General features: G+C 36.3%; 15 protein-coding genes and 1 pseudogene. 5 read left to right on the top strand and 11 right to left on the bottom strand.

The annotated features are described in order from the left end of the window. The first annotated feature begins 76 nt into the window (after positions 1 to 76). Complete coding sequence (locus tag AC4BHP_RS13090) at positions 77 to 811, top strand: WecB/TagA/CpsF family glycosyltransferase (protein WP_148630573.1); 735 nt, start codon at positions 77 to 79, stop codon at positions 809 to 811. A 293-nt stretch (positions 812 to 1,104) separates the two neighbouring features. Further along, positions 1,105 to 2,178 carry a glycosyltransferase family 4 protein gene (locus AC4BHP_RS13095; RefSeq protein WP_148630571.1) on the top strand — a complete coding sequence of 358 codons (1,074 nt, stop codon included), beginning with the start codon at positions 1,105 to 1,107 and terminating at the stop codon, positions 2,176 to 2,178. Between the two features lie 218 nt (positions 2,179 to 2,396). Here the strand turns inward: AC4BHP_RS13095 and AC4BHP_RS13100 are convergent, their stop codons facing one another. The 3 genes from AC4BHP_RS13100 to AC4BHP_RS13110 all read right to left on the bottom strand — a co-directional run bounded on the left by AC4BHP_RS13100 (position 2,397) and on the right by AC4BHP_RS13110 (position 5,366). Beyond that, positions 2,397 to 3,413 carry an LCP family protein gene (locus tag AC4BHP_RS13100; protein ID WP_490552676.1) on the bottom strand — a complete coding sequence of 339 codons (1,017 nt, stop codon included), beginning with the start codon at positions 3,411 to 3,413 and terminating at the stop codon, positions 2,397 to 2,399. A gap of 163 nt (positions 3,414 to 3,576) precedes the next feature. Further along, positions 3,577 to 4,122: a class D sortase gene (locus AC4BHP_RS13105; RefSeq protein ID WP_262366005.1), complete on the bottom strand. Its 546-nt coding sequence runs from the start codon at positions 4,120 to 4,122 to the stop codon at positions 3,577 to 3,579. A 59-nt stretch (positions 4,123 to 4,181) separates the two neighbouring features. Beyond that, positions 4,182 to 5,366: a processed acidic surface protein gene (locus AC4BHP_RS13110; RefSeq protein WP_490552678.1), complete on the bottom strand. Its 1,185-nt coding sequence runs from the start codon at positions 5,364 to 5,366 to the stop codon at positions 4,182 to 4,184. Between the two features lie 191 nt (positions 5,367 to 5,557). On the opposite strand from AC4BHP_RS13110, the gene AC4BHP_RS13115 reads away from it, so the two are divergent. Beyond that, positions 5,558 to 7,681, top strand: coding sequence for an LTA synthase family protein (locus AC4BHP_RS13115; RefSeq protein ID WP_490552679.1), 2,124 nt, complete (start codon positions 5,558 to 5,560; stop codon positions 7,679 to 7,681). A gap of 51 nt (positions 7,682 to 7,732) precedes the next feature. On the opposite strand, the gene AC4BHP_RS13120 is transcribed toward AC4BHP_RS13115, so the two are convergent. From AC4BHP_RS13120 to AC4BHP_RS13140, 5 genes and pseudogenes are all read right to left on the bottom strand, one after another. Beyond that, entirely contained in the window at positions 7,733 to 8,761 is a 1,029-nt protein-coding gene (locus AC4BHP_RS13120; protein WP_148630561.1) for a DUF6270 domain-containing protein, read from the bottom strand. A 207-nt stretch (positions 8,762 to 8,968) separates the two neighbouring features. Continuing rightward, positions 8,969 to 9,402 (bottom strand): annotated as a pseudogene (locus tag AC4BHP_RS13125) (Ig-like domain-containing protein). Beyond that, entirely contained in the window at positions 9,399 to 9,818 is a 420-nt protein-coding gene (locus AC4BHP_RS13130; RefSeq protein WP_148630557.1) for a S8 family serine peptidase, read from the bottom strand. Before AC4BHP_RS13130 ends, AC4BHP_RS13125 begins: the two are co-directional and overlap by 4 nt. Positions 9,819 to 10,130: 312 nt before the next feature. Next, complete coding sequence (locus AC4BHP_RS13135; RefSeq protein WP_490552681.1) at positions 10,131 to 10,595, bottom strand: S8 family serine peptidase; 465 nt, start codon at positions 10,593 to 10,595, stop codon at positions 10,131 to 10,133. Between the two features lie 4 nt (positions 10,596 to 10,599). Continuing rightward, positions 10,600 to 10,755, bottom strand: a complete 156-nt coding sequence (locus AC4BHP_RS13140; RefSeq protein ID WP_490552683.1) for a hypothetical protein — start codon at positions 10,753 to 10,755, stop codon at positions 10,600 to 10,602. Positions 10,756 to 10,922: 167 nt separating this feature from the next. Here AC4BHP_RS13140 and AC4BHP_RS13145 point away from each other — a divergent pair, with 167 nt between their 5' ends. Together AC4BHP_RS13145 and tagU are read left to right on the top strand one after the other, a co-directional pair. Beyond that, positions 10,923 to 12,188: a C40 family peptidase gene (locus AC4BHP_RS13145; protein ID WP_490552685.1), complete on the top strand. Its 1,266-nt coding sequence runs from the start codon at positions 10,923 to 10,925 to the stop codon at positions 12,186 to 12,188. A 160-nt stretch (positions 12,189 to 12,348) separates the two neighbouring features. Further along, positions 12,349 to 13,287 (top strand): polyisoprenyl-teichoic acid--peptidoglycan teichoic acid transferase TagU, encoded by a 939-nt coding sequence (tagU, locus tag AC4BHP_RS13150; protein WP_490552687.1) that lies wholly within the window; start codon positions 12,349 to 12,351, stop codon positions 13,285 to 13,287. A 143-nt stretch (positions 13,288 to 13,430) separates the two neighbouring features. Here the strand turns inward: tagU and galE are convergent, their stop codons facing one another. From galE to wecB, 3 genes are all read right to left on the bottom strand, one after another. Beyond that, positions 13,431 to 14,444 carry a UDP-glucose 4-epimerase GalE gene (galE, locus tag AC4BHP_RS13155; protein WP_490552689.1) on the bottom strand — a complete coding sequence of 338 codons (1,014 nt, stop codon included), beginning with the start codon at positions 14,442 to 14,444 and terminating at the stop codon, positions 13,431 to 13,433. A gap of 432 nt (positions 14,445 to 14,876) precedes the next feature. Further along, positions 14,877 to 15,038, bottom strand: coding sequence for a YwzD family small protein (locus AC4BHP_RS13160; RefSeq protein ID WP_490552691.1), 162 nt, complete (start codon positions 15,036 to 15,038; stop codon positions 14,877 to 14,879). Between the two features lie 108 nt (positions 15,039 to 15,146). Continuing rightward, positions 15,147 to 16,298: a non-hydrolyzing UDP-N-acetylglucosamine 2-epimerase gene (gene wecB, locus AC4BHP_RS13165; RefSeq protein WP_490552693.1), complete on the bottom strand. Its 1,152-nt coding sequence runs from the start codon at positions 16,296 to 16,298 to the stop codon at positions 15,147 to 15,149. Between the last annotated feature and the right edge of the window lie 236 nt (positions 16,299 to 16,534).

The following is a 16,534-nucleotide window of genomic DNA, read 5'->3' on the forward strand; positions in this document are numbered from 1 at the left end:
TTTTAATGAAATTTCCTTTTTAATCTCCTGTAAAGTAAAATATAAAAGAATTATCTTTAGAAGGGCAGAAATACTTATGAAGAAGAATATTATATATATAGAAGGTATACCTTTTCACTCATCGACAATGCAGGAGTTTGTTCACTCGGAGATAAAGGATAGAATTGATAGAGAGGAAAAAACCTTTATCGTTACTGCCAATCCTGAAATTGTCGAGTATGCACGCAGTCACACTGATTACCGTAAGATTATCATGCAAGCTGACTATATCACACCTGATGGAGTTGGCATTATTATGGCTTCTAAAATTCTCAACAAACCATTAAAAGAAAGAATAACCGGCTATGATATGATGCTTGAATTTTTTAAAATGAATACAAAACGGCCTATACGCATATATATGCTTGGAGCTGAAGCAGAAGTAATTGAAAATTGTGCCGAGAAAGTCAAGGCATCCTATCCAAATGTTGAATTAGTTGGATACCATCATGGCTTTTTTGATATAGATGACAATCAATTTGCTACGGAAATCAGCGCTTTAAAACCCGATCTCGTTTTACTTGGCATGGGCTTTCCCCGTCAGGAAAACTGGATCACCAGACATTATGATAAATTTAATAAGGGACTCTTCGTTGGTATTGGCGGAAGCTTTGATGTTTTTTCCGGCAAACTGAAAAGAGCACCTGAATTTTGGATTAAGCTGAATCTTGAATGGTTGTATAGATTGCTCAAGCAGCCAAGCCGCTGGAAACGGATGCTTGTTCTACCATTATTTCTTTTAAGAGTTTTAAAACATAAATTTCTTAAATGAGATGAAAGGGAAATATTATTCCCTTTCTTTTCGTTTTGTTATTTTCTTACACTTCTCTATCATTGTTTTATAAATTTAACTAAGAATTAGGTGTTTAAAAGTTACATATTTTGTAAAATAACTAGAGGGAAATCAATTTTTAGTAGAGGTTTTGACATAAACCGTATATAATTGATAGTTGAGGTTGATATATTTATACAACTATTTCAATCTACTATATTTACTACAATCTGGTTTAAAAATAATCATATTGGGTATTTATATTCAGACTTATAAGATAGAGGGTGGACAATTTGTTAATTGCAGCTTTTTTAGTTGCCGTATGCCTAACCATACTCATCACCCCATTTGTAATTAAATTAGCGCATAAAATTGGAGCAACCGATGCTCCCAATAATAGAAAAGTGCACATAAAAGTGATGCCAAGCATGGGCGGATTAGCAATTTTCCTCAGCTTTATTATAACGCTTCCGATTTTTTCACCGGAAATTGCCCGTTCAGACACATTTTCAGCCATGTTTTTGGGTGCAGCTGTCATTTTAATTCTTGGTATATTTGATGATAAATATGAATTGGATGCAAAAGTGAAGTTAATCGGGCAAATTGCTGCCGCTTTAATTATTGTTATTGTCGGCGATATCCAGGTTAACTATATTAATACACCGTTTGGGGAAACGATTGAATTTGGATTTATGGCTATCCCAATCACTGTCATTTGGATTGTAGGCATCACGAATGCCATTAACCTAATTGACGGATTGGATGGATTGGCAGCAGGTGTTTCAACAATAGCTTTATTAACCATCTCCGCAATGGCGATCTTTAGAATTGGCGATATATTCGTTGCCATGATTGCTTTAATTCTTGCTGGAAGTACATTAGGATTTTTGAAATTCAATTTCTACCCAGCTAAAATATTCATGGGCGATACAGGAGCTATGTTCCTTGGATTTATGATATCAGTACTATCCCTATTAGGATTTAAAAATATTACGGTAATTTCCTTAATCATACCGATTATAATATTAGGTGTACCAATTTCTGACACGTTTTTTGCAATGGTACGGAGGTTCCTTCAGAAGAAACCATTGCATGCGCCAGATAAGTCTCATTTACACCACTGCTTATTGCGATTAGGCTATTCCCACAGAACCACTGTACTGATGATTTATGCAATGGCTGCTGTCTTTGGACTGGCCGCTTTCATCTTTAGTATGGCCACACTATGGGGCGGAATATTCTTCAGTTTTATTCTGCTTATAGCACTTGAATTGATGGTCGAACGAATTGGCCTTCTTGGCGATAATCATAGACCATTGCACAAACTTTTAGCATTACGTTCAGCTGATTCAAAGGAAAGATTATAATAGAAATTGATAAAGCTGCCATACAAATTAATGGCAGCTTTTTTTATGGGAACTTATTCAAAATGGGTATTAGTAGTTTCTAATAAATATCTAAACAAGCCGTTTCTTCTTTATTTCATTCATGCTCAGCTAAAAAGATCAAAGGAAATCTTCACTCTATAAATGCTAAAACCCCGAATTCTTTAACAGAATTCGGGGTTTTATTAGCAAATTAATCTTCATTCAATTATAACTGAATCATTAGGAATGGATTCTGTTTCTGCATCCTTTTTATAATCAAGATGAACTTGGAGCTCCTGTTTAATATTTTCCAGGGATTGCTCGTCTAACTCATAATAATACGTACCTCCAATATAAGAATCCTGACCTTTCAGATTAATAGATTCGATTTGAAGGTTAGATGCAGCTAGCACATAGCTAGAGAAGCTCTTCATTTCTTTGAAGGTCATATTGGTTTTCATATTTTTACCGATACCTTCAATGACATCAGCATATTTCGTAATCGATTTAGCTGAAGCTGCCTTGTCAATTATAGCTGTCAGAATCTCCTGCTGGCGTTTACCACGCTCAATATCACTGTCTTTCTTTCTTGTTCTGGCCAATGCCAATGCTTCTTCACCGTTTAATGTTTGCAAACCTTCTTCAAGGGTGATCGCACCTTGCTCATCATTTGAGTTCTGCTCTGAGAATGTATAAGGCACATTAACTTCGATGCCTTCCAATGCATCAACTACATCAACAAAGGCATTAAAGTTCATTTTTACATAGTAGTCAACTGGGACATCCAGTAATTCTTCGACTGTATCGATTGTATATTTTACCCCGCCATATGCATGGGCATGAGTGATTTTTGAATACTTATCTTTCCCAGGGATGTATACATATGAGTCACGCGGTATACTTAACAATTTAACTGTTTTTTCTTTATCATTGAATGTAGCAAGCATAAGTGCATCTGTTCTAGAACCTTTTTCATTATTACGTACACTGCTATCATCTACTCCCATAAATAACACGGATACATTATCCTTAGCAGGATTTACTCCCCGTCCATCGTTTGCAAAATTTTCATCATATGATTCAGAAAGTACATTTTGAGCTTTCACATATAAGTAACCTGCATAACCACCAGCAATTAAAATAACAATAAGAATCGGAAATAAGATGACCGCTGCAATGCGTTTCTTATTTTTCCGCCTGCGCCTTACCTTGCGCATATTTTGCCTATTTTGCATTGGTTTTCTCCTTTTATATATATTAAAAACATAGAAGTCATTTTAGTCTTACATCATTGTACCCTTTTTCTTAAATTGCGTAAATTAATTTTTTCTCCCAAAAAAAGGGTAATAATCTAAATCTCAACATTATAATTCAAAAAAGACACTAGAATAAACCACTCTAGTGTCTTTCCATTTTTATTAAATTGGCTGACAGTATATAACGCTGCGGCGCATCCCCTATATAATCAAACGGATAACACGTAGTGACTGTCAGAACAGGACGTGACTTAGGCACAATAACGGTCCGATCATCTGCATCTACAATGCGGACGCCAAATACTTTATAGGTAAAAGTCCCAGCCGTTGTTTGAACAATCAATTCATCGCCTTTACCAACCTGCCCGAGTTTACGAAATACTGTATCACGATGGCCAGATAGAACTGAATTATCTTTCATTCCAGGCAGTACACTGTCTGCATAGTGTCCTACCCCCTTTTCCAGTTCATCTTCATCTGTTCCTTCAATAATCGGGAGATAAGCTGATATCTTCGGAATAATTAATTCACCAAATTTTTCACCTGTTTTTGGGTAAACTTTATATAAATCATCTAATTGATCCGTATCTTCTGACACAGAAACCGGTGCAGACTCGGGAGTTTCTTCAACATTTACCGGCCCAGGCGCTTTTGCCGTTATAAGAGGCAGACCATACTTCACTATCATGCCAGCACCTATGAGGATCAGAATGCTAGCCAAAAGCACCACTATTCTTGCTTTAGGAATCATGCAGCTTCCTTATTTTTCCGACGGAAAAATAATAGTCCAGCTCCTGCTGCCAAGGCTCCTATTCCTAGTAATACACCTTCAGCATAATTGCCGGCTGTATTAGGCAATTTACCGCCGTTAATTGTTTTATTAATGGCTTTTCCTTCTTTATTCTCGATTTTCCCTGCCTTATTCTCAACCTGTGGCTTTGGAACTGTCTTAACCGGTTCAGTAACCTTATCAATTAAATCAGAACCAAACATTTCTGCTGTAATAATCATGTTTGCAAGTAATTCACCTTGTTTGTTATAAAACTCGATTAGTAAATCTGCCCCATTAGTTGATTCAAGTACCATAAGTTCTTCAATAGAAATAGCCTTCTTGCTGCCATCCTTCGTTAAATAAAATTTAGCTTCCATTTGATAGATATCCAAAACTTCATTAAACAAAGCTACAATCTCTTTCATCTGTGCCTCAGTTAACTCTGAAGAACTCTCAAATTCCGGTAAATTATCTGCTCGTTTTTCTAATTCCAGGAGTTTCTCCTCTAGTGCAGGATCTTCAAAATCTATGGCAGAGATGTGTTTTTCTAAATTCTCCAACTCTTGCCTATCAATTCCGAATTCAGCAAGCCCTTCTAATATTGCATCTATAAACATATAACCTAAAACAGCTGCCTCAAGATCCTCAAGGTATTGATAATTGGATAAGCTATCACTGTTGCTGGATAACAATTCATTTAATTCCTCTAAAGTCATTTCATAATCCACAAGCCATTGTTTCAAGGATTCATCTGTTATTTCAGTGCCCTCAATTTCTTCCCAGCTTAATGCATGTTTTAAAATATTTATAAAAATATAGGTGTCTTCAATTGAGTTAGATTTGTCATAACCATCCTGGTATTCCAATTCAACCATCAATTCATCCCTGCTGGAAAATCCGTATGTTTCCATAAGCTCATTCAAATTTTCTTCAGTTATTTTTTCACCCAATTCTTCTTTCAAATCATCAATTGAGTTATATTCTGTATATTCTTTACCGAGGTATGTAAGTATGAGTTCTTCTAATGTATCTGGTGAAATCCCCTCTGCTTCAGCAAAATCCCCAAAATCTCCTTCATTAATTTCAGCCAAACCGACCACTGGCTTTATTACTGTAAATAACAGCATAAAAGCAACTAAAGACATAACTATCCGTTTCATCTTTTCCCCCCATAAAGTAATGTTACAAAAATATTACACTCCAAATTTAGTATAGTACTAATTAGAAAATATTACCACAAGTTTTTTATTAAATGACACATTCGTATATATTATTCTGACATTTAAGGTTAAAATAACCATATAATACGTTATAATTTGTAATATTATATTTTTCAAGGAGGAATCTAGTTTTGCTGGGTACAAGAAGACAGATCTATTCGCCCCTACATGTGAATAAAAGAACGAGGTTCTCTATTTGGCTTTCCATTATTACTATATGTTTTGTATTTCTCCTACCGTTAGCACTCATGATTGTCTGTGAAACTTTAGTCAGAAAAGACCTAAATTTATACACACTCGGTCAATTTTTTGATTTAAAGACGAAAGCTTTCCTATTAAACTATCTAATTTATTTTTCTGTCATTAATCTATTCTATATACTTCCACGTAAATTGTATTACATTACTTCTCTAGTCATAAGCGGTTTATTCATTCTCTTTACGATTGCCAATCAAATGAAACTTGAATTGCGAAATAGCCCCATTATGTTATCCGATATGAGTCTTATTAAGGAATTGCAGGGGTTAGATAATCTAGAATTACCAATGAAACCTATTATATTGGGACTTGCAATTTTAATTGTCGGTATACTGATCATCTACTTCTTACCAAAAGGGAAAGAATTTTGGATTCCAAAGACTCTACTGTTTACTGGTTCATTCGTTTTTCTCCTTATATTATGGAATGAGAAACCGATATCTCCAATGGCCCAGGCTAATCTTTGGTATACACGCTGGCGACCGGAACTGGGCATCAGCGAAAACGGTTTAATAGGCAATTTCACTCTCTTTGCAAAAAAGGCACAAATTCAGCCGCCAGTGGGGTATTCTGAAGCTAAGATTAAAGAGCTTGCTGAAAAATATCAACCTGACACGAAGCAGCAAACTGTCGAAGAAAACAAAAGACCAAATGTGATTTACATCATGAGTGAAGCATTTGTTGATCCATATACTTGGGGAAAGCAATATTTCACAAAGGATCCCACCCCTAATTTCAGAAAAGCCTTCCAGGAATCTATGCACGGATTTATGTATTCGCCCGAGTATGGCGGAGGAACGGCAAATGTCGAATTTGAGGCGGTAACAGGTTTGAGCAGACAATTCCTCCCCGGAGATGATGTGGCTTATAATCAATATTTAAATCATCCAGTTCCATCAGTTGCAAGAGCATTTAACAAAGCAGGATATCACACTACGGCGATTCACGCTTTCAAGAACTGGTATTATCAGCGTTCCACCGCTTATAAAAACCTGGGTTTCGATCGGTTTATATCCGGTGATTTTATGAATCTTGATTTCCCATTCAATAGTGGGAATGGCTATCCATCCGATCGACATATGAATGATTCTATTTTAAAAATTGTAAAGGAAAATAAAAATCCTTCCTTTATACATGCCGTTGGACTTGAAGGCCATATGCCATATCCAAGAGAAAAAAATGGTTCCCCTTTTCTTGATAAAGCGAAAATGAAAATGGCTACTTATGAAACCTTTGGTACATATGTGAATAAATTAAACAGTGTGGACAAAGATTTGGGCAGACTGTTGGGGGAACTAAAAAAACTGGAACGACCAACCATTGTTGTCTTTTGGGGTGACCACTTCCCTGGTTTCACACCCTTTCAAACAGTGTACGGAAAAGAAGGATTAAATTTTACATCCAGTCTAAATGGAAGTTTTGAGGACTGGATGAAACTTCATAAAGTCCCTTATTTCGTTTGGAACAGCAAGGATAATACACCGTTGGAACGAGATGTAACACCAAATATGTTCAGCCAAATTGTTACAGAAATGGCCGATATCGAAGGTAATGCGGTTACAAACTTGTTGACACAGGTCATGGAAGGCGGAACCTCCTATTTCCCATATAAGCAATTTACAAAGGAAATGGGAGACTATACGAATGAGATGAAGGATTTAGAAATGCTCCAATACGACATGCTTCACGGCAAAAGGTACTTTACGAAGACTGCCTTAGCTACAAAAGGTTCTTCCGACTACATCGTTGGATGGACGAAAAATCCAAAAGTTAACATAACTAAAAGTAATGGGGAAATCCTGATTTATGCTGAAGGAATACCTAAATACGCCAAACTATTTGATGAATCTGATGAAAAGCTAGAGATTACTTGGATAAAATCAGAAGAGGGTAGCTCAACTTTTAAGGTCCAAGGAAAACCGAAAAAGGTTTATTTTGAGGTACAGGATGATCGTAAAACAACTCTACTAAAAACAAAGAAATATTCTGTTGACTAATGACCGAATTGAACCCCCTCATTATTTCAGAGGGGGTTCATTTAAAAGCAATTATATGCCACTTTTCACTTTTACTCTCAATTTTCTTTTTAAAAAGGTAATAATCGATTCTTTTCGGTATTTTTCAAGTTCTTTATGGTACTCTTCCTTAGCCAAATTAATTATTGCCTGTAATCCCTCAGAAACTTTCATTTCATTTAATAAATTTTGAGACAATTGTTCATTTTTTTCTTTCAAATCATCATGATGCTTAAAGATATCTTCCAATATTTTATTCACGGCATGGTCGTTAATATGGTTGGCAAACACTATCCGATGCAATTTTAATAAAAAGTTATGATAATAATCCTCTGTGTAGTGAACATAAAAAGGTCCCCAAGGATGTTCTTTATATGTATGATATTCTTTATCATTTATTTCGATAACTGATACAGGATAATGATCAATTACATATTGATCAAGCTCATCCCAGTACCGGTTTAAGAGCTGTACATTTTCTTTTTTGACACGTCCACTTGTTGCTAAATCAACTAATGTACCATTATCATTGAGAATACTCACATTCCTAGCTTTATGTATTATGACATGACAATTGGGCAATCTCTCATTTAAAAAAGCGAACAGCTTATCTACACTCTGTTTCCACTTCACAAAATATTCTTCTGTATTATTTATTATCGTTAATCTCTCAATGACATCCTTCTCTATTAGGCTTTTATAGTAGGGGGTTTTCCATAATTTCCAGCGATTATCCGTAATATATTGGTCACACTCCAGGGATATTACCCCAAAGTGAATATCAGCGAAAAAATCAACAATTAAATAAGTTGGCTCCAGCTTAATTAAATCTGCAAGGAAACCCTTAGAAAAGTCCGTCTCTACATTCCATCTATCATAATCATCTAAATCACCAATGTCATTTTCGGTATAATTCAATGGATGAGACATCAAGCTTATCAAAGATGTTTGATTTTGCGTCAAGATACAATCATAATATTCTTTATAGCTTGGATTAAACTTTGAATTAAAATTATCCCTTGTTGCACAGCTACCCAAAACAGCTACTTTTATAATATCCATAATAGACTCCTTTTGCATATCTCGATAAATGAATTTTATCATAAAAAGTTCGCCTGTTATATAACAATTCTGTATATTTTATATAATTTCAACCATGCAATATCTAAAAAATCACCTAAAATGAATATTCCTCCTAATTCCTAACCGTCAACCGATATGAACTTGTGTTTCCGATAGTATCAGATAAGTAAACTTTCATGGTTATCTTTAATTTTTACTTTTTGACAGAAACGGAGAAGCTACCAATTTATTCGCTTTCCCTTTTCCTATTAATTTATTGTTGACATTCAACACGACATTCGCATATGGTTCTGTCGTACCTTTTACCTTCGTTGAATTGGGCGAGAATTTATTAATATTGATTAATTTAGGCGCCGTTTTATCCTTCACAATCGTTTTGGTGGCCGGACTCTTATTTCCTGTTTTATCAGTGGTCTGAATGAAGAGTGCCATTCCAGCCTTTTGGGCTGATTTCAGGGTCACTTTAAACTTCCCACACTGTTTGCATTGCCTGATGCCAACAGGCTGTTTCCCTTGCGAACAGTTACTTTTGCGCCTGCTTCTGCTTTTCCTTGAACAACTCTACTATTATTTGCAATACTGTTAATCTTGGGAGCAGCAGGCGGTGTTGTGTCTTTCACCCTTCGCTTGACAGACAACTTTCATTCCCTTTTTCATCGACTAGCTTAATAGAAACAATTGTATCTCCCTTTTGGGGAGGGATATTAATCAACTGATTAAATGTCCGGTCTGAGCTTAACTGCTTTTCAACTTTCGTTTTTCCTGTAATGATAACTTTACCCTTAAATGCTTCTTTATACTGTATACGAATGGCCTTATCTTTATCGGTTAGTTGGCTGACCACCGGGGTGGAAAGCAACCGGTATTTCAGGGCATTCGCCACATTTACCCTGCCCGCTCCATAACTGGTATCTTTCCCCCTTGCCCCAAGGTCATCCGCTGTAGACGCCAACCGATATGTCACCTGCTCATTCGTTAATTTGGGCTCCTTTGATAAAACCAATGCAGCTGCCCCCGCTACAATGGGAGCAGCCATTGAGGTTCACTCATTGACCCGTATTTATTATTAGGAAGAGTAGAGGTTATCTCTGAGCCTGGTGCGGATAGGTCTATCGAAGTCCTATAATTGGATAAATATGACTTTTTATCAAACTTCGTTTAGAACTGACAGATAACACATTTTGCAATGCTGCCGGGAAGGATGGTCTGGTAGTTTGTTCATTGCCGGCTGCGGCTACATTCAATACACCTTTTTATAAGCAGCCTGAACAGCATCATTAAGTGCTTTTGAGCTTTCATACATCCCGAGGCTCATATTAATAACATCCGCACCTGATTTGGCTGCATATTAAATTCCTTTAATGATATCGGATGTATAAGCTACATCGTTTACAAAAACATTAATCAGCATTATTTTCACTCCAGGGGCAACCCCAGAACCGCCTATTTTATTATTCCCTACCGCAGCAATCAAACCAGCTACGTGCTTACCATGTTCCCCAACAGGCATCTTTTTGTTGGTATTTGCCATAATATCAAATGGCTTAATAATATTAGTAGAAAGATCCGGATGCTTTAGATCAATCCCATTATCAATCACCGCAACGATTGTTTGCTGAGAACCTTTTGTCGTATCCCAGGCTTGCCCTGATTGAATGGCATTATGATGCCATTGTTTATTAAGTAACGGATCATTCGATAATCCATCCAGCGTTACTTTATAATCAGGCTCAGCATAGAGAACCTCAGGATTTTTCTTTAACTCCTTCAAAAATGCAGCCATTGATTTACTATTTGGCTTTTGAAGCGTCATGAGGTTAGTCTTCTTTTCTAGTATCGAACTTCCGTATTGAAGCAATAACCCTATCAGTCGTTTCTTTGCTATTTTTCGAGTTTTGTATAGCTGCTTCGACAGGAGTTAAAGGCGCCAACACCAAAGCGATAATGCTTAGCGCCACTATCATTCTTTTCATTCTACTGCTCCTCTTCTCACTTATATAAATATATTATTCGACCAATTTCACCATTATTTCCTATAAACTCACATAGTTCTTTTTTATCATAAAAATAGAAAAAGTTCCCAAAACTCCTTCCTTGTGTTACCATATTATAGGAGATACTTTCAAAGGGGGAGTCCAAAATGAAATCAAAAGCTGTCGCATTCGCTGCCGTCGCCATACTTTCTGCAACATATGCAGGATCTGCATCTGCCGATTCCAATTCATATACAATAAAAAAAGGAGATACCTTGTCGGCTATTGCCAATAAAAGCGGAACAACTGTAGCTGCTCTTAAACAAGTAAACCAACTAAAATCCGACTTGATTTATCCCAACCAAGTATTAAAGATTATATCTACTAGTCCTACCAAACCGGCAACAACTAAAAAGACCGCCCAAGCCAAAATTCCTTCCCAGACAAGCTCTGCTAAAACATATAAAGTTGTATCAGGAGACAGCCTCTCTAAGATTGCAGCCAAGTATAAAGTCTCCATTAACAATCTAATAGAGTGGAATAATCTAAAAAGCACCATTATTTATCCTAATCAGGTGCTTAAAGTTTCAAGGACTACAGCGGTTATTAATCAACCAGTCACTACATCCCCTAAGTCCCCCTCTACCTCAAAAACTACAGTGTATGTCGTGAAGAGTGGCGATAGCCTAAGCCAAATTGGAAAAAAGTACGGATTAACGGTAGCCAAGCTAAAAACCCTTAACAATCTTAAGTCCGATTTAATTTATGTTGGGCAGAAACTAAAGGTGGCAGTTGTAACTTCAAACAATCCTTCCAAACAACCTGTCGCACCTAAATCTCCAGCTCCATCAACGAAAACAACATACTCTGTCAAAAGCGGGGATACGTTGGGGAGAATCAGCCAGCAATATGGAATGAAAGTGGCACAGTTAAAATCATTAAATAATCTTAAATCAGATATGATTTACGTAGGACAAAAGTTAAAGTTATCAAGTAACTCTACAAGTAAACCAGCTCCTAAACAAGATGAAATTGTACGAGATGATTCAGATAGCCAAATCGGTAATTTCACTTTCACTTCTAGACTGATCAATGAAAGTAAAAAGGTTATTGGAACCAAATATGTCTTTGGTGGCACTAGCACATCAGGCTTTGACTGCAGTGGTTTTATCTATTATGTATTTAATAAGGCCGGATATGATATTAATCGCTACTCAGCAGCAGGCTATTATGACCGTTCTTATTATGTAGATAATCCGAAGCCGGGCGATTTAGTATTCTTCGAAAATACCTATAAAAAAGGCATTTCACATTTAGGTATTTATATAGGAAATAATCAGTTCATTAACGCAGATAATAGCGGCGTCAGAATCGTTAGCTTAAGTAATTCATATTATAAGAAGCACTTTTCCAGCTTTAAGAGATTCTATTAAACTCAGGATCCAGCCTATTTGCTAGGCTGGATTTTTTTTATTACATCGTAGATACTCTTAAATTAATAAAAGTACTAAATGTAATTTCTTCGTTTCAATCATACAGATATAATATATAATATAAATAGAATGTAATATTTTGTAGAAAACGGGGAGTTATATGAGGACAGATAGAACAAAAAAGAAAAAGATGAAGACCTGGAAAAAGATAGTTTTAGGAATCATTGGACTATTTATTTTAGTTGGAGGCGTATACGCCTTTACGGTGTATCGTTCCTTTGATAATGCCTTAGAAGCGATGCACAATCCAACCAGCCGGGAAGGCTCTAAAAAGAGGGTAGAGAAGGTCAGCCTGAAGGATAAGACACCTTTTTCTGTACTTTTATTAGGAGTAGATGAAAGAGAAGGCGATAAGGGCCGCTCCGATACGATGATTGTTCTGACGGTAAATCCAATCCTCGAATCAGTCAAAATGGTAAGTATCCCTCGTGATACAAGAACGGAAATTATCGGAAAAGGAATAGATGATAAGATCAACCATGCATATGCCTTTGGCGGTGTAGAAATGTCCATGGATACTGTAGAGAACTTACTTGATATTCCGATTGATTATTATGCACAAGTTAATATGGAAGGATTTAAAGATATCGTCGATGCTGTTGGTGGCGTCACTGTTGTAAACGATCTTGATTTTACAGCTGATGGTCATCACTTCGCAGAAGGAACCCTTAATTTGAATGGCGAAAAGGCCCTGGCATATTCACGAATGAGATATGAAGACCCACGCGGTGATTTCGGGCGCCAAATGAGGCAAAGACAAGTTATCCAGGCAGTCCTTAACGAAGGCGCAAGCCTTTCTTCTCTAACCCGCTTTGATGGGATTTTTGACGCACTCGGTGATAATGTGAAAACAGATATCAGTTTCTCTCAAATGGTCAGTATTCAGCAAAACTACAAGGAAGCAGCTAAATCATTAGAACAGCTTCAGATTGAGGGGCAAGGGACAAAAATAAATAAAATTTATTATTATATTCCTTCAGATGAATCTCTGACAAACCTTCAGGATACGTTAAAAAAACATTTACAAATCAATAAATAATTAAAAGAAACGGATTAAGCAGCTCGCTTAATCCGTTTTCTCATTTATAGTAACAATGGCAGAATTTGATTGAAGGGTTTAAAAAAATTAGGAAAGGCTTTTTCTTAAATAGAAGCCTTCCCTGTTTTAAATATTCTTCAGCTTTACTTTTCATAACCATTCGGGTTCTTCTCTTGCCATCTCCAAGAATCCGTACACATCTCTTCAATTCCTCTTTCTGCTACCCAACCTAGTTCCTTTTTAGCTTTGGAAGGATCTGCGTAACAGATAGCTACATCTCCTGGTCTTCTATCTACGATTCGATAAGGAACTTGTCTACCTGACGCTTTCTCAAAAGCTTTAACCATTTCAAGTACACTATATCCATTACCTGTTCCAAGATTATAAGCTTCTACCCCACTACTTGACATTACCTTCTCTAGTGCTTTTAAATGTCCAATAGCCAAATCAACAACATGGATATAGTCCCTGACACCTGTCCCATCTACAGTTGGATAATCATTCCCATATACCTGTAACTCTTTCAGTTTTCCAACTGCCACTTGAGTGATATATGGCATAAGATTGTTTGGAATACCGTTTGGATCTTCTCCGATTAAACCACTCTCATGTGCCCCTATTGGATTAAAATAGCGTAATAAAGCAATGCTCCATGAAGGGTCTGCGACATATAAATCCCTCAGGATTTCTTCAATCATCAACTTTGTACGTCCGTAAGGGTTTGTTGCGCTTAATGGAAAGTCTTCTGCGATAGGTACTTGGTCTGGCATTCCATAAACAGTTGCAGATGAACTAAATACAAGGTTTTTAACACCATATTTTTTCATTACATCACATAAAATTAATGTTCCAGTAATATTGTTGTGGTAGTAATGCAGTGGAATAGATACGGATTCTCCAACTGCCTTTAAGCCTGCAAAATGGATAACTGCATCAATTTTATTATTTAAAAAGACTTCCTCAATACCCTCACGGTTAAGAAGGTCTACTTCATAAAATTTTAAGTTTTCACCCGCAAGTTCTTTCACTCTTACAATTGATTCAGGTTTGCTGTTAGAGTAGTTATCTACAATGATAATATCCTGAGCAGCATTCATGAGTTCGATACATGTATGGCTGCCGATATATCCAGCTCCTCCAGTGATTAAGATTGCCATCTTTTTTTACCTCCTTATAAATCAACGCTTTATTATACAAAAGTGTGAGCTTAAATTAAAAAATAAAGATACATTGCAAAATGGAATTTTACATTTCTTCAAAAAAAATTATAAGTTCCCTATAATATATAAAGTGCTCTTTATATATCAGAAAAAATCAGGGCACATACTTATATACTATCGCTAAACCTACCATTTTACTACTCATGCCATATTATATTTTTATAACATCTTCTTTTCAATGTCAAAAGCAAGAAGCAGCTTAGTCATTAGAACAGCTACAGCTTGAAGGGCAAGGAACAAAAATAAATAAAATTTATTATTATATTCCTTCCGATGAATCTTTGAAAAACCTTCAGGATACGTTAAAGGAACATTTACAAATCAATAAGTAAATAGAAACGGATTAAGCAGCTCGCTTAATCCGTTTTCTCATTTATAGATGTTCTTAATCTCTGATTTAATTTCTTCGATGAATTCCTGTGCAGTTAATGTTTCATTTGTTGTTCCACGAGTGTAGGCATTTTTGATTAGGTCCATAAATGCTCTTGTCTGAGTATCCTCAGTCTCTCTGTATTTTAATTCGTTTGTCATCTCACTTTTCTCCTCCAAAAACCATTACCTAATTATACAAATTAATCTATATGTTGTAAATAACTGAAAAATTTTGACACAAAACGGTAATGCCATTGAAATAATCATCTACTTAGATGACAAAAAATCTAACGGTCTTTCCTTCCTTTCCCTTTTATAATAGAGAATGGCCTCGACAATACGCCTGGATGCTTGTCCATCTCCATAAGGATTGGATGCTTTCGCCATTTTGGCATGTGCCTTTTCATCTGATAAAAGTTCATTTGCCATATTGAAAATAACATCCTCATCTGTACCTGCGAGCTTCAATGTACCGGCTTCTATTCCTTCCGGACGCTCTGTCGTGTCTCTTAAAACCAATACCGGTACCCCAAGAGATGGAGCTTCTTCCTGAACACCGCCTGAATCGGTCAGGATTAAATAGGATCGGGATGCAAAGTTATGAAAATCTATCACATCCAACGGTTCAATTAAATGAATACGCCGATTTTCTCCCAATATTTCAGCTGCCAATTCTCGAACGACAGGATTTAAATGGACAGGATAGACTACTTGAATATCCTGGTGAACTTCAGTCAAATGCTTAATAGCTTTAAACATATTACGCATTGGTTTCCCCTGATTCTCTCTGCGATGGGCGGTCATTAAAACAAGACGGTCTTCGCCCACAGCATCTAAAATAGGATGGGAATAAGATTCTTTAACAGTTGTTTTCAATGCATCAATCGCTGTATTTCCGGTGATAAAGATTGATTCATCCGGTTTATTTTCGTTTAATAAATTGAGTTTGGATTGATAGGTAGGTGAAAAATGCAAATCACTTAAGACTCCAGTCAGCTGACGATTCATTTCCTCAGGATATGGAGAATATTTATTATATGTCCGCAAACCTGCTTCGACATGCCCAACCGGGATGGAATGATAAAATGCTGCAAGGCTTGCTACAAAAGTTGTCGTCGTATCACCATGGACAAGCACAATATCCGGTTCAACATCTCTCATTACCTCGTAAAGCCCTTCAAGTGCACGTGTCGTAATCCCGGCCAATGTTTGTTTATCTCTCATAATATTCAAATCATAATCCGGTTTAATATCAAATATATCAAGTACCTGATCAAGCATTTGACGATGCTGGGCTGTTACCGTAATAATCGTTTCTATTTGCTCTGGATACTTTTCTAACTCTTTAACCAAGGGAGCCATTTTAATCGCTTCCGGCCTTGTACCAAAAACAGTCATTACCTTTATTTTCTGAGCCATCGGAACTCTCCTTTTTTCGACAATCAATAAACGTTGAACTCAAAACCCCAAGTCAGTTCATATATCCTATACTAACAAGTAAGCATCATTTGAACAAAGGAAATATTAAAAAACATCCTCAAATTACCATATCCATATATATTATAGATAATAAACTCTTTAAATAATCTTTCGCTATTCTCTATTACCCTAGATCATAAAAATTATCCTAGGAACTCATTGTCATACTTTACAAA

The organism is Pradoshia sp. Z4_20 (assembly GCF_058216035.1).